The 18,135-nt window shown below is 64.9% G+C and carries 14 protein-coding genes; 3 read left to right on the top strand and 11 right to left on the bottom strand.

The window, feature by feature from the left end:
- Positions 1–287: 287 nt before the first annotated feature.
- The 7 genes from dgcA to QC821_RS04795 all read right to left on the bottom strand — a co-directional run bounded on the left by dgcA (position 288) and on the right by QC821_RS04795 (position 8,590).
- A complete protein-coding gene (gene dgcA, locus QC821_RS04765) occupies positions 288–2,363 on the bottom strand; it encodes a dimethylglycine demethylation protein DgcA (protein WP_309717733.1) in 2,076 nt (691 codons plus the stop codon).
- A 24-nt stretch (positions 2,364–2,387) separates the two neighbouring features.
- The gene (locus QC821_RS04770; RefSeq protein ID WP_309717736.1) at positions 2,388–2,933 is read right to left on the bottom strand and encodes a DUF5943 domain-containing protein; all 546 of its coding nucleotides are present in this window, start codon (positions 2,931–2,933) and stop codon (positions 2,388–2,390) included.
- Between the two features lie 194 nt (positions 2,934–3,127).
- Complete coding sequence (locus tag QC821_RS04775; RefSeq protein ID WP_309717739.1) at positions 3,128–4,105, bottom strand: dipeptidase; 978 nt, start codon at positions 4,103–4,105, stop codon at positions 3,128–3,130.
- Between the two features lie 126 nt (positions 4,106–4,231).
- Entirely contained in the window at positions 4,232–4,951 is a 720-nt protein-coding gene (gene mtgA / locus QC821_RS04780; protein WP_309717741.1) for a monofunctional biosynthetic peptidoglycan transglycosylase, read from the bottom strand.
- A gap of 121 nt (positions 4,952–5,072) precedes the next feature.
- On the bottom strand, positions 5,073–6,188 hold the full coding sequence (gene gbdR, locus QC821_RS04785) for a choline metabolism transcriptional regulator GbdR (protein WP_309717744.1): 1,116 nt from the start codon (positions 6,186–6,188) through the stop codon (positions 5,073–5,075).
- Positions 6,189–6,470: 282 nt separating this feature from the next.
- Complete coding sequence (fghA, locus tag QC821_RS04790) at positions 6,471–7,328, bottom strand: S-formylglutathione hydrolase (RefSeq protein WP_309717747.1); 858 nt, start codon at positions 7,326–7,328, stop codon at positions 6,471–6,473.
- A gap of 152 nt (positions 7,329–7,480) precedes the next feature.
- Complete coding sequence (locus tag QC821_RS04795) at positions 7,481–8,590, bottom strand: S-(hydroxymethyl)glutathione dehydrogenase/class III alcohol dehydrogenase (RefSeq protein WP_309717750.1); 1,110 nt, start codon at positions 8,588–8,590, stop codon at positions 7,481–7,483.
- A gap of 162 nt (positions 8,591–8,752) precedes the next feature.
- On the opposite strand from QC821_RS04795, the gene QC821_RS04800 reads away from it, so the two are divergent.
- A complete protein-coding gene (locus QC821_RS04800) occupies positions 8,753–9,679 on the top strand; it encodes a LysR family transcriptional regulator (RefSeq protein ID WP_309717754.1) in 927 nt (308 codons plus the stop codon).
- On the opposite strand, the gene QC821_RS04805 is transcribed toward QC821_RS04800, so the two are convergent.
- Positions 9,676–10,419 (bottom strand): Crp/Fnr family transcriptional regulator, encoded by a 744-nt coding sequence (locus QC821_RS04805; protein WP_309717757.1) that lies wholly within the window; start codon positions 10,417–10,419, stop codon positions 9,676–9,678. The two genes, QC821_RS04800 and QC821_RS04805, sit on opposite strands and share 4 nt — an antisense overlap.
- Before the next feature lie 198 nt (positions 10,420–10,617).
- On the opposite strand from QC821_RS04805, the gene thpD reads away from it, so the two are divergent.
- A complete protein-coding gene (gene thpD / locus QC821_RS04810) occupies positions 10,618–11,547 on the top strand; it encodes an ectoine hydroxylase (protein WP_309717760.1) in 930 nt (309 codons plus the stop codon).
- A gap of 42 nt (positions 11,548–11,589) precedes the next feature.
- Here thpD and QC821_RS04815 read toward each other — a convergent pair whose 3' ends face one another.
- Positions 11,590–12,969: an L-serine ammonia-lyase gene (locus QC821_RS04815; protein ID WP_309717763.1), complete on the bottom strand. Its 1,380-nt coding sequence runs from the start codon at positions 12,967–12,969 to the stop codon at positions 11,590–11,592.
- A 167-nt stretch (positions 12,970–13,136) separates the two neighbouring features.
- Here QC821_RS04815 and QC821_RS04820 point away from each other — a divergent pair, with 167 nt between their 5' ends.
- Positions 13,137–14,066, top strand: a complete 930-nt coding sequence (locus QC821_RS04820) for a LysR substrate-binding domain-containing protein (RefSeq protein ID WP_309717766.1) — start codon at positions 13,137–13,139, stop codon at positions 14,064–14,066.
- 73 nt (positions 14,067–14,139) lie between these two features.
- Here QC821_RS04820 and rpoD read toward each other — a convergent pair whose 3' ends face one another.
- The gene (gene rpoD, locus QC821_RS04825) at positions 14,140–15,975 is read right to left on the bottom strand and encodes an RNA polymerase sigma factor RpoD (RefSeq protein ID WP_309717769.1); all 1,836 of its coding nucleotides are present in this window, start codon (positions 15,973–15,975) and stop codon (positions 14,140–14,142) included.
- A 232-nt stretch (positions 15,976–16,207) separates the two neighbouring features.
- Entirely contained in the window at positions 16,208–18,013 is a 1,806-nt protein-coding gene (gene dnaG, locus QC821_RS04830; RefSeq protein WP_309717771.1) for a DNA primase, read from the bottom strand.
- Between the last annotated feature and the right edge of the window lie 122 nt (positions 18,014–18,135).

Genomic DNA, 18,135 nt, shown 5'->3' on the forward strand with positions numbered 1-18,135 from the left:
CGCTCACCTCGCAGGCTAGAAGTGGTGGTTTGACGTTAGCGGCCTGACGGGGTCAGCCATCGCTTGTCGGCGCTATCAGCCGTGGGCCATCCACAAGCGCGCCGCGCGTTCGCTATTCCGACTCTCGACTGGCAACCTGCGGTCACGGCGTGGAAGGGCCATCCCTGGCCCCCACGCCTCTGCCGAATCCCTTCGGCAGAACCGCGTTGCGGCGTCTCGCCTCGGGCGAATCGCTGAAGGCGCGGCTTGTGCATACCCTCGGGCTGCACCCGACCACACATGCGCCGTCAGAAGTCCTTGCAGATCCGCAGCGCGTCGTAGATGGCCGCGTGGGTATTGCGCGGCGCCGTGCAGTCGCCCAGCCGGAACAGCAGGAAGCCGTCTGCCCCCGCTTCGCTCAGGCAAGGCTGCGCCTGGGCGGCGTAGAGCGCCTCCAGGTCCACCTGGCCACGGTTGCGAGACTGCTCCTTGAGGGCGAAGTAGAGCGCCTCGTCGGGCCGCACGCCGTTCTCCACCACCACCTGGTCGACCACCCGCTCCTCCTGGACGCCGGTGTACTCGTTCTCGAGCACCGCCACCAGAGAATCGCCCTCGCGATAGACCTTATGCAGCATCAGGTCGGAGGTCATGATCACCTCCTTCTCGTAGAGGCTGCGGTAGTAGGTCGGGAAGGTGGTGCCACCCACCGCCGCGCCGGGCTTGATGTCGTCGGTGACGATCTCGACCTTGGCGCCCTTGTCGGCCAGGTAGTCCGCCGCCGAGACGCCGGAGAACTCGCAGATGGCGTCAAAGATCAGCACGTTCTTGCCCGGCGCCACCTTGCCGGACAGCACGTCCCAGGTGCTGACCACCAGGCTCTCCTCGGCACTTTCCGCGTAGCCCCACTCAGGGTACTGGCTGAGGAAGGGCTGGCCGCCGGTGGCCAGCACCACGATATCCGGACGCAGGTCGAGCAGGGTCGCCTCATCGGCGCGGGTACCCAGGCGCAGGTCGACGTTGAGGCGCGCCAGCTCCAGCTGATACCAACGGGTGATGCCGGCGATCTGATCGCGCTGCGGGGCCTGGGCGGCGATGGTGATCTGCCCGCCCAAGGCCTCCTCGGCCTCGAACAGGGTGACGTCGTGGCCGCGCTCGGCGGCGACCCGCGCCGCCTCCATGCCACCGGGGCCACCGCCGACCACGACGACCTTGCGCTTGGGGCCCTCGCTCTTCTCGATGATATGCGGCAGGCCCATGTACTCCCGGGACGTGGCGGCATTCTGGATGCATAGCACGTCGAGGCCCTGGTACTGGCGATCGATGCAGTAGTTGGCGCCTACGCACTGCTTGATCTGGTCGACCTGGCCCATCTTGATCTTGGCGATCAGGTGCGGGTCGGCGATATGCGCGCGGGTCATGCCCACCAGGTCGACGTAGCCACCCTCGAGGATGCGCTGGGCCTGGTTGGGGTCCTTGATGTTCTGGGCGTGGATCACCGGCACGCTGACCACTTCCTTGATGCCCGCCGCCAGGTGCAGGAAGGGCTCCGGCGGGTAGGACATGTTGGGAATGACGTTGGCCAGGGTGTTGTGGGTGTCGCAGCCTGAGCCGATCACGCCGAAGAAGTCGACCTGCCCGGTGGCGTCGTAGTAGGCGGCGATCTGCTTCATGTCGTCGTGGGAGAGACCGTCCGGGTGGAACTCGTCGCCACAGATGCGCATGCCCACCGCAAAGTCGTCGCCGACCTCGGCGCGCACCGCCTTGAGCACCTCCATGCCGAAGCGCATGCGGTTCTCGAAGCTGCCGCCCCACTGGTCCTCGCGCTTGTTGACCCGGGGGCTCCAGAACTGATCGATCAGGTGCTGATGCACGGCGGAGAGTTCGACCCCGTCGAGCCCCCCTTCCTTGGCCCGGCGCGCGGCCTGGGCGAAGTCACCGACGATGCGCCAGATCTCCTCCTCCTCGATGGTCTTGCAGGTCGAGCGGTGCACCGGCTCACGGATCCCCGAGGGCGATACCAGGGTCGGCCAGTCGAAGCCGTCCCAGCGCGAACGGCGCCCCATATGGGTGATCTGGATCATGATCTTGCCGCCGTGCTGATGCACCGCATCGGCGAGATTCTGGAAGTGCGGGATGATGCGGTCGGTGGAGAGGTTCACCGAGCTCCACCAGCCCTGAGGGCTGTCGATGGAGACCACCGAGGAGCCGCCGCAGATGCACAGGCCGCAGCCGCCCTTGGCCTTCTCCTCGTAGTACCTGACGTAGCGGTCGGTGGTCATGCCGCCGTCGGTGGCGTGCACCTCGGCATGGGCGGTGCTGACCACGCGATTGCGGATGGTCAGCTTGCCGATCTGGATCGGCTCGAAGATTGCGTCGAATGCCATGGTTATTACTCCTCGCGCCCGGGGTTAGCGGGCGTCGCCTGCCAGCGGCTTGACCTCGAAAATGCCCACCTCGCAGCCCGGCTCGGCGCCACTCTGGGTCTGCTCGGCGACGGTGCGCAGCGCGCTGCCACGCGCGGCGAGGATCTGGTCCATGGCGCCGGCGAACCAGCCGGTGAACATGTACTCCTCCTTGTGCCCCGTCTTGCCCAGTTGATAGACGAAGGCGCTGTGCTCGAGGCGCACCCGGGCGGTGCCGGCGTCGAGGTCGATGGCCTCGGTGACGAACTTGCCCCAGCCGCGCTGGGAGAGCCGCTGCATGTAGTGCTCAAAGACGTCCACACCCTCCAGGCCGTGGCACTCGGCTTCCTTCTCGCACCAGTGCCAGGCGCTCTTGTAGCCGGCGTGGTAGAGGATCTCGGCGTACTTGTCCACGCCCAGCGCATCGGCGACGGCGGTGTGGTTGTTGATAAAGAAGTGGCGCGGCACGTAGAGCATCGGCAGGGCGTCGGTGGTCCACACGCCGGTCTCGCTATCCACCTCGATGGGCAGTTCGGGGGCCATCTTGGTCACGGTTGAATTCCTCGAAATCGTTGTTATGCAAGGTGAGCGGCGCCGGGGATAGGTCGTAGAGGGGGTCTTTTGCCATGGATGGCAAAAGTAGCGCCCAGGGAAGGGTTTACAGCGCCCCCTCATAGACCTATCGCCGGTTAAGCCGCGTCTTCGGGCCGTCGCTCCTCGCTACAGGGCTATCTCAGCCGCTATCGTCACTCGCCCCAAACATCCTTGAGTACCCGCACCCAGTTCTCGCCCATGATCTTGCGCACCTGGGGCTCGCTGAAGCCGCGGCGCAGCAGCGCCTCGGTGAGATTGGGGAACTCGCCGATGGTACGGATGCCCTCGGGGTTGATGATCTTGCCGAAACTGGTCAGGCGGCGGGCGTAGCCCTTGTCGTGGGTCAGCCACTCGAAGAAGTCCTGGCCGTGGCCCTGGGTGAAGTCGGTACCAATGCCGATGGCGTCCTCGCCGACGATATTCATCACGTACTCGATGGCCTCGACATAATCATCGACGGTGGCGTCGATGCCGGCGCGCAGGAAGGGGGTGAACATGGTCACGCCGACGAAGCCGCCGTGGTCGGCGATGAACTTGAGCTCCTCGTCGGACTTGTTGCGCGGATGCTCCTTGAGGCCCGAGGGCAGGCAGTGGGAGTAGCAGACCGGCTTCTGGGATTCGAGGATCACCTCCTCGGAGGTCTTGCCGCCCACGTGGGAGAGGTCGCACATGATGCCGACGCGGTTCATCTCGGCGACGATCTCGCGACCGAAGCCGGACAGGCCGCCGTCGCGCTCGTAGCAGCCGGTGCCGACCAGGTTCTGGGTGTTGTAGCACAGCTGCACGATGCCCACGCCGAGCTGCTTGAAGATCTCGACGTAGCCGATCTGGTCCTCGAAGGCGTGGGCGTTCTGGAAGCCGTAGATGATGCCGGTCTTGCCCTCCTCCTTGGCCCGACTGATATCGGCGGTGGTGCGCACCGGACGCACCAGGTCGCTGCACTCGGCCATCAGCTGGTTGGACTTGACGATATTGTCGACGGTGGCCTGGAAGCCCTCCCACACCGAGACGGTGCAGTTGGCGGCGGTGAGGCCGCCGCGGCGCATATCCTCGAGCAGCTCGCGGTTCCATTTGGCGATGATCAGGCCGTCGATGACGACGGAATCGTTATGCAGGTCGAGCGGGGACATGGGGATTGCTCCGGCAGTGACGTGGACTTGCCGGCAGCATAGCGCCGCCCTAGGCGCGGGCGACGCTTGGAAACGACGGGGGAAATCCCAAAAGCGTCACGGCTGTCGTAATCTCGATAGGCCCTGTCAGAGCTGCTCCAGGTAACTGGCTCCACCGAGGTTGTTCATCTGCTGGCGGATCCAGGCGCTGCGCCGCTCGACGTGGGCGCTGGGCTGCGAGGCGCTCCAGTTGCGCGGGCTGGGCAATATCGCCGCCAGGCGGCTTGCCTGGTGGGCGTTGAGCTGAGCCGCGGAGACGCCGAAGTAGTGCTGGGCGGCCGCTTCCAGGCCGAATACGCCGCTGTCCCACTCGGCGATATTGAGATAGACCTCGAGGATGCGCTCCTTGGGCCAAAGGGCCTCGATCAGCAGCGTGAACCACGCTTCGAGCCCCTTGCGCAGCCAGCTGCGCCCGGTCCACAGGAACAGATTCTTGGCGGTCTGCTGGCTGATGGTACTGGCGCCGCGCAGCCGCCCGCCCTGGCGGCTGGCTTCCCAGGCACGCCGCATTTCATCGACGTCGAAGCCGCGGTGATGCGGGAAACGCTGGTCCTCGGCAGCAATCACCGCCAGCTTGGCGTGGTCGGAGAGTTCGCCCCAGCCGCGCCACTGGTGCTCGATGCGGATCGGCTCGCGGGCCACCCAGGACTCGACCTTGCGCTCCACCATCACCATCGAGCCAAACACCGGCACCACGCGAAACAACAGTACCACCAGCAGCGACAGGGCGACGAAGCCGATCACGGCATACAGCAGACCACGCAGCACGCCGCGTAGCGAGACTCGGTGTCGCCAGGCCAGGGCCATAGCAGGACTCCTCGGATCGATGGCGCCGTGCGCCCGGAATGACCTATGCCGGCAGTATAACAAGCGTGCCCCGAGATTCGGGGCACGCTATCAACGCAGGGATAGTAAAGAGGCTGGCGGCCTAGAGCGGCACGCTGGCATAGGTCGGTTCACCACGGGCCTGGGCCAGCGCCACGACCGCGCTCGATACCAGCTCGGGGGAGGCGTCGGTCTGAGAGACGGGGTGGATCACGGCCACCTCCACGCGCTGGCCCGGGCGCGAGATACCCAGCCGCTCGTCCCGCGGCGGCATGCCGAAGTACTCGCGGTAGCACTTGGAGAAGTGCGGGGTGGAGACGAAGCCGCACGCTGAGGCGACTTCGATGATCGACATCGGCGTCTGCTTGAGCAGCTGCCGCGCCCGGGTCAGGCGCAGCTTGAGGTAGTAGCGCGACGGCGAGCAGTGCAGGTACTTCTGGAACAGCCGCTCCAGCTGACGCCGCGATACATCGACGTAGTGGGCCAGCTCGTCGAGGCCGATCGGCTCTTCCAGATTGGCCTCCATCAGGGCGACGATCTCCAGCAGCTTGGGCTGGGTAGTGCCCAGCACATGCTTGAGCGGCACGCGCTGCTGGTCCTGCTCGTTGCGCACCCGGTCGTAGATGAACATCTCCGAAATGCCCGCCGAGAGCTCGCGGCCATGATCACGACCGATCAGGTTGAGCATCATGTCGAGCGGCGCGGTGCCGCCGGAGGCGGTAGCGCGATCGCGGTCGATGGAGAACAGGCGGGTGGTCAGCGCCACCCGCGGGAAGGCTTCCTGCATGGCCGCCAGACACTCCCAGTGGATGCTGGTCTCGTAGCCGTCGAGTAGCCCCGCCCGGGCCAGCGCCCAACTGCCGGTACATACCGAACCGAGCCGGCGCGACTGGCGCGCTTGGGACTGCAGCCAGTGAACGTGTTCGCGCTGAACGCTGCGGTTGGGCCCCACCCCGCCGCAAACGATCACCATGTCGAGCGCCAGCGGCGTAGCGGTGGCGGCATCCGGGGTCACCTGCAGACCGTCACTGGCACGCACCGGTCCACCGTCGAGGCTCAGCGTATACCAGCGGTAGAGCTCACGACCGGCCAGCTGATTGGCCATGCGCAACGGCTCGATGGCCGAGGCCAGTGAGATCAGGGTGAAGTTGTCCAGCAGCAGAAAGCCCAGGGTCTGGGGTGCGGCTGGGGGTCGTGCGGCCTGGGGGGAAAATGTCATGGGTCACTCCAGCACGGTTGGCTTAGTGGCCGCCGGTACCACCGACGACCGCTGTTGTCGTTATTAGGTGTCGCTTGCCTGTCGCGAATAGGCACGTTTCCCGGCAATTTAATCGCATGGCGCCGTTAACACAGCTCAAATTTGCCTATCGCATTGCCGGGATGCAGTAATCTGCGACAATCGTGTCGCTAAGAGGCATGCGAAGGTCGCACCAGTCGCCGGACATCAACCAAGGACGCCGCTGCAAGGCAGCGGCGTCGCGGAGGGATAATCGCTGAGCGTTCAACGTTTCTTGAACAGGTGCTCGGCATGGTAGCGCAGGTGGTCCTCGATGAAAGTGGCGATGAAGAAGTAGCTGTGGTCGTAGCCAGGCTGGCGACGCAGCGTCAGTGGGTGGTCGTGCTCGGCGCACACCGCTTCCAGACGCTCTGGACGCAACTGTTCCTCGAGGAAGTTATCGGCCTCACCCTGGTCGATGAACAGTGGCTGTCGCGAGGCACCCTTGGCCACCAGCTCACAGGCATCGTACTGGGTCCAGCTACCCGGATCGTCGCCCAGGTAGTTGCTAAAGGCCTTCTTGCCCCACGGGCAGGCGGTAGGATTGACGACCGGGGCGAAGGCCGACACCGAGGCGTAGTGCCCCGGGCGGCGCAGCGACAGCACCAGCGCCCCGTGACCGCCCATGGAGTGACCGCTTATCGACTCGCGGCCGTTGACCGGGAAGTGCTGCCGCACCACCGAGGGCAATTCCTCGGAGACGTAGTCGTACATACGATAGTGCTTCGACCACGGCTCCTGGGTGGCGTTGACATAGAAACCGGCGCCACTGCCGAAGTCGTAGCTGTCATGCTCGCCTGGCAGGTCGGTGCCCCGCGGGCTGGTATCGGGGCAGACGATGGCAATACCCAGCTCGGCAGCCAGACGCTGGGCACCGGCCTTGTGCATGAAGTTCTCATCGTTACAGGTCAGTCCCGACAGCCACCATAGCAGCGGTACCCGCTCGTTTTCGGCCTGGGGCGGCAGGTAGATGGCAAAGATCATCTCGCAATCCAGCGCCCGTGAGTGGTGCTTGTAGCGCTTCAGCCAGCCGCCGAAGGACTTGTTGGCCGACACCAGCTCCAACTGTTCGCTCATGGTCATGTGGCGTTCTCCTCTAAGCCGATAAACCCCGGCCACCACTGGATAGCCGGGGAATTCCGCGCACTCTGATTCAGCAACAGCCGTGGCGCGTATTGCTCTAACGTTTCGCGCAGCGTCGGGCGCGTTTAACAGTCGCGCGGCAGCGGGCGCGTTTAAAAATGCAGCACAGTACGAATGCTCTTGCCGGCATGCAGCAGCTCGAAGGCCTCGTTGATCTGCTCGAACGGCATGTCGTGGGTGACGAACTCGTCGATCTTCAGCTCGCCGTTCATGTAGCGCTCCACGTAGCCCGGCAGCTCCGTGCGACCCTTGACCCCGCCGAACGCCGAGCCCTTCCAGACCCGCCCGGTGACCAGCTGGAACGGCCGCGTGGAGATCTCCTCGCCGGCCCCCGCCACGCCAATGACGATCGATTCGCCCCAGCCCTTGTGGCAGCACTCCAGCGCCGAGCGCATCACGTTGACGTTGCCGATGCACTCGAAGGAGTAGTCGACGCCGCCATCGGTGAGGTCGACGATCACTTCCTGAATCGGGGCGCTATAGTCCTTGGGATTGACGAACTCGGTGGCGCCGAACTGCTCGGCCAGCGTGAACTTGTCGGGATTGACGTCGATGGCGATGATGCGGCTGGCCTTGGCCATCTGCGCGCCCTGGATCACCGCCAGGCCGATGGCACCCAGGCCGAACACCGCCACGGTGGAGCCCGGCTCGACCTTGGCGGTGTTGAGCACCGCGCCGATGCCGGTGGTCACGCCGCAGCCGAGCAGGCAGATCTTGTCCAGCGGCGCCTGCTTGGAGACCTTGGCCAGCGACACCTCGGGCAGCACGGTGTACTCCGAGAAGGTCGAGCAGCCCATGTAGTGGTGCAGCATCTTGCCGTCCAGCGAGAAGCGGCTGGTGCCGTCGGGCATCAGGCCCTTGCCCTGGGTGGCGCGCACGCTGCCGCACAGGTTGGTCTTGCCCGAGAGGCAGAACTTGCACTTGCCGCACTCGGCGGTATAGAGCGGAATGACGTGGTCGCCGACGGCCAGTGAGGTGACGCCTTCGCCGACCTCCTCGACGACGCCGGCGCCCTCGTGGCCAAGCACCGCCGGGAAGTTGCCCTCGGGGTCGGCACCGGACAGGGTGTAGGCGTCAGTGTGGCAGACGCTGGTGGCCTTAATGCGCACCAGCACCTCGCCGGCCTTGGGCCCTTCGACGTCGACCTCGGTGACTTCCAGCGGCTTGCCGGCTTCAAGTGCGACTGCGGCGCGTGACTTCATTGGCGGACTCCTGTAGACCCGTGCGTCGAGGCGTGCGTCGGCGACTGCCGAGCGCCACGCCAGTGTCTTGTCAGTCTAGGTCAGGCATCGCCTCTGGATAAACTGGGCTAAGCTCATAAGATTATTGTCATCAAGCAATAATCCAACGGGGAAACCACCATCATGCAACGCTGGGATCGCATCGAGGCCTTTATCGAAGTCGTCCGGCTGGGCACCTTCTCGGCCGCCGCGCGCCACCTCAAGGTATCCAACTCCCACGTCAGTCGACTGGTCGGGCAGTTGGAGAACCAGCTCGGTACCCAGCTGCTCTACCGCACCACCCGCCAGATCCGCCTGACCGACGCCGGCGCGCTCTACTACGAGCACTGCCATCATCTGTTCGACGGCTTCCGCGAGGCCGAGGCGGCCATCGACGACCTCCAGCGGCGCCCCAAGGGCATTCTCAAGCTGACCTCGGCAACGACCTTCGGCGAGCGCTTCGTGGCCCCGCTGGTCAACGACTTCCAGCGCCTCTACCCGCAACTCGAGGTCTACATGCACTTCACCAATCGCCAGGTGGAGCTGATCGACGAAGGCTACGATATTGCCATCCGCATGGGGGTGCTCAAGGATTCGACGCTGATCGCACGACGCCTGTGCGAACGCCGCGAGTACGTGGTGGGGTCGCGGGAGTATTTCGAACAGCATGCCCGGCCACATTCGCTGGCCGAGCTGGCCAATCACCGCTGCCTGCTGGGGTCGCGGGACTTCTGGCTGTTCGATGTGCGCGGCTCACGCCGCGAGGTGAGGGTTCATGGGCCCTGGCAGGCCAACTCGGGACCCGCGCTGCTCGACGCCGCGCTCAAGGGGCTGGGGCTGGCACAGCTGCCGGACTACTACGTGGAGCCCTACCTGCAGTCCGGTGAGCTGGTCTCGGTGCTCGAGGCCTTCCAGCATACCGATACCGCGGTATGGGCGGTCTACCCGCGCCACCGCCATCTCTCGCCCAAGGTCAGGCTGCTGGTCGACCACCTGGTCGCCAATATCGGCGATCGCATCCAGCACTGCCACGACCACCCCGGGGTAGGTTTCCAGCCCCCGGCGCGCTAACCGACTTCGTCGAGCAACGGCCGCAGGCTATCGGTCAAGTAGCACTGGTCGAACTCACCCTCGTGGGCCAGCGCTTCCATATCGGGAATCAGCAGCTGGTGGCGGTCGCGATGCACCAGATCGTCCTCGCCCAGCGCGCTGAAGGTACGACTGACGTGCACCGGGCTGAGGCCGAGGATATCGGCCAGCTGCTCCTGGGAGAGCGGCAGCCGGAAGGCCGCGCCACCGTCGGGCTCGGTCTGACGCAGCCGCACATACATCTCGAGCAGGAAGTGCGCCATCTTCTGGCGCGCACTGCGCCGCGCCAGATTCACCAGGCGTTCGGTCAATAGCGCCTGCTGGCGGCTGGAGATCGCAAACAGCACCGAGGTAAGGGTGGTGGACTGGCGGAACAGCTCGAGCATGCGGGCGTGGGGAAAGTGGCAGACCACGCCATCCTCGATCATCTGCACGCCTGCCAGGCGCTGGCAAAATGCGAACTCGCGCAGGCCGATGATATCCCCAGGCAGATACACCTCGAGGATCTGACGGTTGCCATTCTCGAGATGCCGGTAGGAGTAGGCCCAGCCGGTACGCAACGTGCAGAACTCCGTTGCGCGATCGCCCTCTTCCCAGAGCTGGGCGCCGGCCTTGATCTCGGTTGGGCTCTGCTCCAGGTCGTTGAGCAAGCGCTTGTCGGCTTCCGATAACGAACAGTAGTGATTGAAGTGCCGAATGATGCAACTGTCTTTGTAGTCCACGACCGCCTCTCCCCTGATGACGATATCGAGCACTGCTGTCGGCGCTGGCGGCAATGCCGGAATGGCTGACGGGCGCTCTACCAATAGTATTGATTCTTAATAACTTGCGTTATATCCATCTCTCGACGCTCGCGTCAGCATGGCAGGCCATGTCAGTTCAGTGTCCGGAATGACACGATCAATACAAGGAGTTCTGCCATGACTTACGAGTCAGCAACATTCTCTACTATATCCCATAATTCACATACAACCGACTTCTATCCAACCCGCCTCGATAGGCCAGCAGCCCCCATCCCGCGCCGCTGCCCGATAATCCATACCGACCGCCCGGCCGGGCCACTCGACCAGGGGCACCTGGAACGCTTCGAGCGCGACGGATTTCTGTGGTTCGAAGGGTTCTTCGACACCGCCGAGGTCGCACCGTTCTTCGATGAGCTCGCTGCGCTGGAGGATGACCCGGCACTGCATGACGACGAACGCTTGATCCGTGACCCACGCTCGGGGGCCGTGCGCTCGGTATTTGCCATGCATGAGCTATCGCAGCGTTTCGCCAGACTGTTCGGCCAGCCGCGACTGCTCGACATGATTCGGCAGCTATTAGGCGGCGACGTCTATATCCATCAATCGCGGATCAACGACAAGGCCGGCTTCCAGGGCAGTGGATTCGAGTGGCACTCGGATTTCGAGACCTGGCACGCCGAGGATGGCATGCCCGGCATGCGAGCGATCAGCGCCTCGCTGATGCTAACCGACAACCTAGAGTTCAACGGGCCGCTGATGCTGGTACCGGGGTCACACCGGCAGTTCATCCCCACCGTGGGGCGGACACCGCCCAACCACTGGCAGGAGTCGCTCAAGGCCCAGGCGTTCGGCGTGCCGGATTATCAGACGCTAGACGGGGTGATCAAGCAGCACGGCATCCAGGCGCCGAAAGGGCCGGCCGGCTCATTGCTGCTATTCGACTGCAACACACTGCACGCGTCCAACGCCAATCTTTCGCCGTGGCCGCGCGCCAACCTGTTCTGCGTCTACAACAGCGTCGACAATGCGCTGGTGGCTCCTTTCGCTGCCGACCAGCCGCGGCCGGAGTACCTCGCCTCACGCCGGCCCTCCACGACAGCCGCTTAGCGTCGATGGCCCAAGGGGCGCCGCTTGGCGCCCGGGGGGGAATCAGCACTCGATGGCGTTGACGGCGAGACCGCCGCGGGAGGTTTCCTTGTACTTCTCCTGCATGTCGGCGCCGGTGTCGCGCATGGTGCGGATCACCTTGTCCAGCGAGATGAAGTGCTCGCCGTCGCCGCGCATCGCCATCTGGGCAGCGTTGATCGCCTTGACCGAGGCGATGGCGTTGCGCTCGATGCACGGCACTTGCACCAGTCCGCCCACCGGGTCGCAGGTCAGCCCCAGGTTGTGCTCCAGGCCGATCTCGGCGGCGTTCTCCACCTGGCCGACGCTGCCGCCCATCAGCTCGGCCAAGCCGGCGGCGGCCATGGCGCAGGCCGAGCCCACTTCGCCCTGGCAGCCCACCTCGGCCCCCGAGATCGAGGCGTTCTTCTTGCACAGGATCCCTACCGCCCCGGCGGCGAGCAGGAAGTCGACCACGTCGCGTTCGCAGGCGTCGGGCTGGAATTTCATGTAGTAGTGCAGCACGGCAGGGATGATGCCCGCCGCGCCGTTGGTGGGCGCGGTAACCATGCGCCCGCCAGCGGCATTCTCTTCGTTGACCGCCAGGGCGAAGACGTTGACCCAGTCCATCGCCGAGAAGGTCGTGGCTATCAGGCTGGGACTCTCGCCCACCGCCAGCAGGCGGCGATGCAGGGCCGCTGCCCGGCGCTTTACGTTGAGCCCGCCAGGCAGCACGCCCTCGGCGGCCAGGCCGCTATCCACGCAGGCGCGCATGGCCTGCCAGATCTGCCACAGACCGTCGCGGATCTCGGCCTCGCTGCGCCAGGCCTTCTCGTTCTCGAGCATCAGCTCGCTGATGCGCAGGTCATGCAGCCGGCACAGGGCCATCAGCTCGGCCGCGGAGTTGAAGTCATAGGGCAGCGCGGTGGTGTCGCTATCCAGTTCGCCAGCCTGGGCCTGACGCTCATCAATCACGAAGCCGCCGCCCACCGAGTAGTAGGTATTCTGATACAGCGGCTCGCTATGGCCATGGGCGACCAGGCGCATGGCATTGGGGTGATGCGGCAGGCACTCGTCGTGCCACTGCAGGTCGCGGGTCCACAGGAAAGGAACTGCCAGGCGGTTGTCGAGCAGCAGACTGTGGGACTCGAGCAACTCCTCGATGCAGGGTCCGATGACGGCAGGGTCGATGCGGTCGGGCTGCTCGCCCATCAGCCCCATGATCACCGCACGGTCGGTGCCGTGCCCCTCGCCGGTGGCCGACAGCGAGCCATAGAGATGCACCTCGATACGCGCCACCCGTTCGAGCAGCGCTCGCTCACGGAGCTCGTTGACGAAATCGCAGGCGGCGCGCATCGGCCCCACGGTATGCGAACTCGACGGCCCGACGCCGATCTTGAACAGGTCGAACACGCTGATGGACATCGCTCGGCTCCCCACTTGGCCCTCGGGCCTTTAGATCAGTTTGACTAAACCTCGGTAGCAACGCATCTTGCCTATCAAGGATAGCCTACGCATGGAAGCCATGTTCAATCAGGATGCGATGGGCGACAATCGAGAATATCTTGCCTTGGATATACTTAAACTAAACCATGAGCCGTTCACTCAATGCCCAGACCCACGCCTGGCTGAAGGTCTTCGCGGTCAGCGCCCGTCACCTCTCCTTCACCCGCGCCGCCGAGGAGCTGCACGTCACCACCGGTGCCGTCAGCCAGCAGATCAAGCAGCTCGAGGAGCGCCTCGGCTTCAAGCTGTTCCGACGCCGGCCGCGGCAGCTGGAGCTGACCGACGAAGGGCGCCGGCTGGCGGCGGTGGTCGACGATGCCTATCAATCGGTGGGGCTGGAGGTGAGGCGTCTGCGCAGCGGTGTCATGAGCGGCATCCTGCGCCTGCGCAGCGTGCCGTCGTTCCTGGCCAAGTGGTTGATGCCACGCCTGCCACGCCTGCAGGCACGCTTCCCCGACATCGAGCTGCAGGTGGTCGCCGAGGACAGCAACATCTCGCTGCGCGACGGCGACTACGATCTGGCCCTGGATCTCAACGACGGCCACTACCCGGGGCTCGCCATCACCCCGCTGATGGACGAAGTGATCTTTCCGGTTTGTGCACCGGCGCTGCTGCGCGGCAAGCCCTCGCTGTCCGCGCCCGAGGACCTGGCCTGGTACCCGCTGCTCCACGACGTCACCGCCTGGCGCGGTAGTCACGACTATGCCGAGTGGGAGCACTATCTGCACGCCATCGAAGCGCCCCACGTCAACGTACGCCGCGGCTACACCTTCAATCGCAACCAGCTGACCATGGAGGCGGCCATCTCCGGCATGGGCGTGGCCATTGCCCGCCAGACGCTGATCACCGGCGAACTCAAGAGCGGCGCGCTGATCGCCCCCTTCCCCCAGCGCGTGGCCACCGGCAAGCGCTACGGCATCGTCCACGCCCAGGGGGCACTGGACGATCGCCGCGTGTTGGCGGTACACGACTGGTTGGTAGAGGAGGCCCGGCGCTCGACGCCTGCGCAGGCGTAATCGACCCGCGGCACAACGCAAGACGCCCGCCACCTTGCGGCGACGGGCGTCTTGGGTGAGGCGCTAGGCGGCGTTATTCGTCGAGGAACGAACGCAGCGGCTCCGAGCGGCTCGGATGACGCAGCTTGCGCAGCGCCTTGGCTTCGATCTGACGGATCCGCTCGCGGGTAACGTCGAACTGCTTGCCGACCTCCTCGAGGGTGTGATCGGTGTTCATGTCGATACCGAAGCGCATGCGCAGCACCTTGGCCTCTCGGGCGGTGAGGCCGCCGAGCACGTTACGGGTGGCCTCGATCAAGCCTTCGCCGGTGGCCGAATCGATGGGCAGCAGCATGGTGCCATCCTCGATGAAGTCGCCCAGGTGCGAGTCGTCGTCGTCACCGATCGGCGTCTCCATGGAGATCGGCTCCTTGGCGATCTTGAGCACCTTGCGCACCTTGTCCTCGGGCATTTCGAGGCGCTCGCCGAGCTCTTCCGGGGTCGGCTCGCGGCCCATCTCCTGCAGCATCTGGCGCGACACACGATTGAGCTTGTTGATGGTCTCGATCATGTGCACCGGGATGCGGATGGTACGCGCCTGGTCAGCGATGGAGCGCGTGATCGCCTGACGAATCCACCAGGTGGCATAGGTCGAGAACTTGTAGCCGCGGCGGTATTCGAACTTGTCCACCGCCTTCATCAAGCCGATATTGCCCTCCTGGATCAGATCCAGGAACTGCAGGCCGCGGTTGGTGTACTTCTTGGCAATCGAGATCACCAGGCGCAGGTTGGCCTCGACCATCTCTTTCTTCGCCCGGCGCGCCTTGGCTTCGCCGATCGACAGCCGGCGATTGACCTCCTTGAGCTCGCCCACCGGCAGCTGGACCATGTCTTCCTCGAAGGCGATCTTGCGCTGGGCGCGGGCGATATCGCTGCGGAACGGGGCGAGACGATCACTGAACTTGGCGTTGGCGGCCAGGAAGTCGTCCATCCAGTCACTGCGCGACTCGTTGCCGGGGAACGACTTGATGAAGGTCTTGCGTGGCACCTTACCGCGCTTGACGAACACCTGCATGATGGCCTTTTCCTGCTCGCGGACCTGCTCGACGCTGATCCTCACCTGGCCCACCAGGCGCTCGAAGTGCTTGGGCACCAGCTTGATCGGCGAGAACAGCTCGGCCAGTCGCGCCTGCTCCTCGAGTGCCTGCTTGGACGTGCGACCATGCTTGGCGATGGCCGCCTGGACCAAGGCGTTCTGCTCGCGGATCTGCTCGAAACGCGCGCGTGCCTCCTCAGGGTCGGGACCGCCTTCGTTGCTGCTTTCGTCGTCTTCCTCGTCGTCATCTTCGTCGAGCTCGGACTCGGGTTCCGGCTCAGGCACTTCGGCCTCGGCCACCCCGGGAATGCCCTCGTCGGGATCGATGAAGCCGGAGAACAGATCGGACAGGCGGCCCGGTGCCTCCTCGTCCTGGGTGCCGTCATAGATCTCGAGAATCGACTCCACCGCACCGGGCAGATAGGCCAGCGCCGACATCACCTCGCGGGTGCCTTCCTCGATGCGCTTGGCGATCTCGATCTCGCCTTCGCGGGTCAACAGCTCTACGGTACCCATTTCGCGCATGTACATGCGCACCGGGTCGGTGGTGCGGCCCACGTCGCTCTCCACCGCGGCGAGCGCCGCCACCGCTTCTTCGGCAGCCTGCTCGTCGGTGGAGTGATCGGACATCATCAAGGTGTCTTCATCGGGGGCTTCTTCAACGACGCTGATGCCCATGTCGTTGATCATGCCGATGATGTCTTCCACTTGATCCGGGTCGGCGATATCCTCGGGAAGGTGGTCGTTGACCTCGGCATAGGTCAGGAAGCCCTGCTCCTTGCCGCGCGCGATCAACTCCTTCAGACGTGACTGCTGCTGCGCATTTCCAGCCATAGAAACCCTATCTCGACGAAGAAGAATGAAGCACCCAAACGGGTAGGCGAAGAAAATCGTAAAGCCGACCAGTATAGCTGCTAGCCATAGGGGTCCGCCAGTGATGCGTTTGCGCCAACGTTCAGGTGTGTTAGGTTGTTCGGTTAGGCTCGCGCCAGCGTTGCCCAGCTCCCCCTTAGATGGTGATGCTTGGCAACAATTCAACCCTGGCGCCAATAAACACCTTGGCCGTTCACTTCTCTGCCTCAGACAACAAGGTCATGAGGCGACGCCGCTCCTCGGCCGTCAACGTCTCTCCCTGACGCTTTCTTCCCAGCAATGCATCGATTTCCTGCTGGCGCGTCGGCTGCTGCCGATTGCGCTGGAAATAGGCCACCAGGCCATCCAGCTCGGCGCCGCGATTGACGCGGGGGATCAGCAGCTCACGATGCGCCAGCGCCGCCAGCCGCTCGCCCTCCTGGCTACCGTGAAAGTGCGCCAGCAGCACCTGGGCGCTGCGGTAGCCGCCGGCGCGGATCAGCGCGATCACCTCGCGACACAGCACACCGTCCGGATCACCCTCGGGGCACCAGTCGTCCCCCTCCGGCAGCCTCTCCACCAGCCCCGGCTCATGCACCAGCAGCTGCAGCGCCCGCGCCGCCAGGCTTAGCGCGCCCCGCGACGGCGCAGGACTCTCGCGGCGCCTCGCTTCATGAGGCTCGGCAGCGGCCGGCGGCGGCTCGACGGACGACTCGGGCGTGGCCAGCAGCGCCTCGAAGCGCGCCTGCTCGACGCCGGTGCGCTTGGCCAGCTCACTCAGCAGCAGCGACTTGAGCACTCCTTCCGGCAGCCTGGCCAACGCCTTGAGCACCTGGCTGGCGTAGCGCTCGCGCTCCTCGATGCGCGCCAGGTCCCGCCCCGCCGCCGCCTGATCGAACAGGAACTCCGAGAGCGGGCTGGCGCAGACCACGCGATCCTGAAAACCCTCGGCGCCTTCGTTGCGCACCAGCGTGTCCGGATCCTCGCCCTCGGGCAGGAACAGGAAGCGCGCCTGGCGACCGTCGATCATCATCGGCAGCACCGTTTCCAGCGCCCGGGTGGCGGCCTGCCGACCGGCGCGATCGCCGTCGAAGCAGAACACCACCTCGTCGACCATGCGGAACAACCGCGTCAGATGGTCCTCGCTGGTCGAGGTGCCGAGGGTGGCGACCGCGTTGCGAATGCCGAACTGCGCCAGCGCCACCACGTCCATGTAGCCCTCGACGATCAGCACCCGTTCCAGCTGGCGATGGGCCTGACGCGCCTCAAAGAGGCCGTAGAGCTCGCGCCCCTTGTGAAACACCGGCGTTTCCGGCGAGTTCAGGTACTTGGGCTTGGCGTCACCCAGCACCCGCCCACCGAAGGCGATGGTATTGCCCTTGACGTCGCGGATCGGGAACATCACCCGATCGCGAAAGCGATCATAGGTGCGGCCGCTATCTTCGCGGTGCACCAGCAACCCGTACTCTATCTGTACCGCTTCGCTGATGCCCTGCTCACCCAGATGGCGCTTCAGCGCCTCCCAGTCGTTGGGAGCAAAGCCGATGCCGTACTCCTCGACCACCTGGGGCGACAGGCCGCGACGCTCGAGGTAGCCGCGCGCCGCCTGCCCTTCGGGCATCTTCATTCGCTCACGAAAGAAGCTCGCCGCCAGCTCGAGCAGGTTGACGCCCTGCTTGCGCTTCTTCTCTCGGGCCTGGGCTCGCGGGTCGTCGGCGCCCTCCCGCGGCACTTCCATGCCCTGTCGCGCAGCCAGCTGCTCGACCGCTTCGGGGAAGCGCAGGTTGTCATACTCCATCAGGAAACGTAGCGCATTGCCGTGGGCGCCGCAGCCAAAGCAGTGATAGAACTGCTTGTCCTGACTGACGGTGAAGGACGGCGACTTTTCCTGATGAAACGGACACAGGCCCGAATGGTTGCGGCCACTCTTCTTGAGCTGCACGCGCTCGCCCACCACCTCGACCACGTCGACGCGGGCCAGCAGATCATCGATGAAGCGTTGCGGAATTTGCCCGGCCATGAACCTCAACGATCCTGAAACGCACACGCCAGCACTTGCCTGGGCATGGGCGGCGCGTGAAAAACAAGCGGCCACCGAATCGGCGGCCGCTTGGCGTCCCTCTTGGAACGGTCAGTCAACGC

The sequence above is a fragment of the Franzmannia qiaohouensis genome, from assembly GCF_031451695.1.
Taxonomy (GTDB): Bacteria; Pseudomonadota; Gammaproteobacteria; order Pseudomonadales; family Halomonadaceae; genus Franzmannia; species Franzmannia qiaohouensis.

What these genes read in the sequence shown, in the direction of transcription:
- gbdR (WP_309717744.1), bottom strand. Translation starts at nt 6,188, where the DNA reads ATGACATTTTCCCCCCAGGCCGCACGACCCCCAGCCGCACCCCAGACC.
- QC821_RS04795 (WP_309717750.1), bottom strand. Translation starts at nt 8,590, where the DNA reads ATGAAGTCACGCGCCGCAGTCGCACTTGAAGCCGGCAAGCCGCTGGAA.
- fghA (WP_309717747.1), bottom strand. Translation starts at nt 7,328, where the DNA reads ATGACCATGAGCGAACAGTTGGAGCTGGTGTCGGCCAACAAGTCCTTC.
- mtgA (WP_309717741.1), bottom strand. Translation starts at nt 4,951, where the DNA reads ATGGCCCTGGCCTGGCGACACCGAGTCTCGCTACGCGGCGTGCTGCGT.
- rpoD (WP_309717769.1), bottom strand. Translation starts at nt 15,975, where the DNA reads ATGGCTGGAAATGCGCAGCAGCAGTCACGTCTGAAGGAGTTGATCGCG.
- dnaG (WP_309717771.1), bottom strand. Translation starts at nt 18,013, where the DNA reads ATGGCCGGGCAAATTCCGCAACGCTTCATCGATGATCTGCTGGCCCGC.
- dgcA (WP_309717733.1), bottom strand. Translation starts at nt 2,363, where the DNA reads ATGGCATTCGACGCAATCTTCGAGCCGATCCAGATCGGCAAGCTGACC.
- QC821_RS04820 (WP_309717766.1), top strand. Translation starts at nt 13,137, where the DNA reads ATGAGCCGTTCACTCAATGCCCAGACCCACGCCTGGCTGAAGGTCTTC.
- QC821_RS04800 (WP_309717754.1), top strand. Translation starts at nt 8,753, where the DNA reads ATGCAACGCTGGGATCGCATCGAGGCCTTTATCGAAGTCGTCCGGCTG.
- thpD (WP_309717760.1), top strand. Translation starts at nt 10,618, where the DNA reads ATGACTTACGAGTCAGCAACATTCTCTACTATATCCCATAATTCACAT.
- QC821_RS04815 (WP_309717763.1), bottom strand. Translation starts at nt 12,969, where the DNA reads ATGTCCATCAGCGTGTTCGACCTGTTCAAGATCGGCGTCGGGCCGTCG.
- QC821_RS04775 (WP_309717739.1), bottom strand. Translation starts at nt 4,105, where the DNA reads ATGTCCCCGCTCGACCTGCATAACGATTCCGTCGTCATCGACGGCCTG.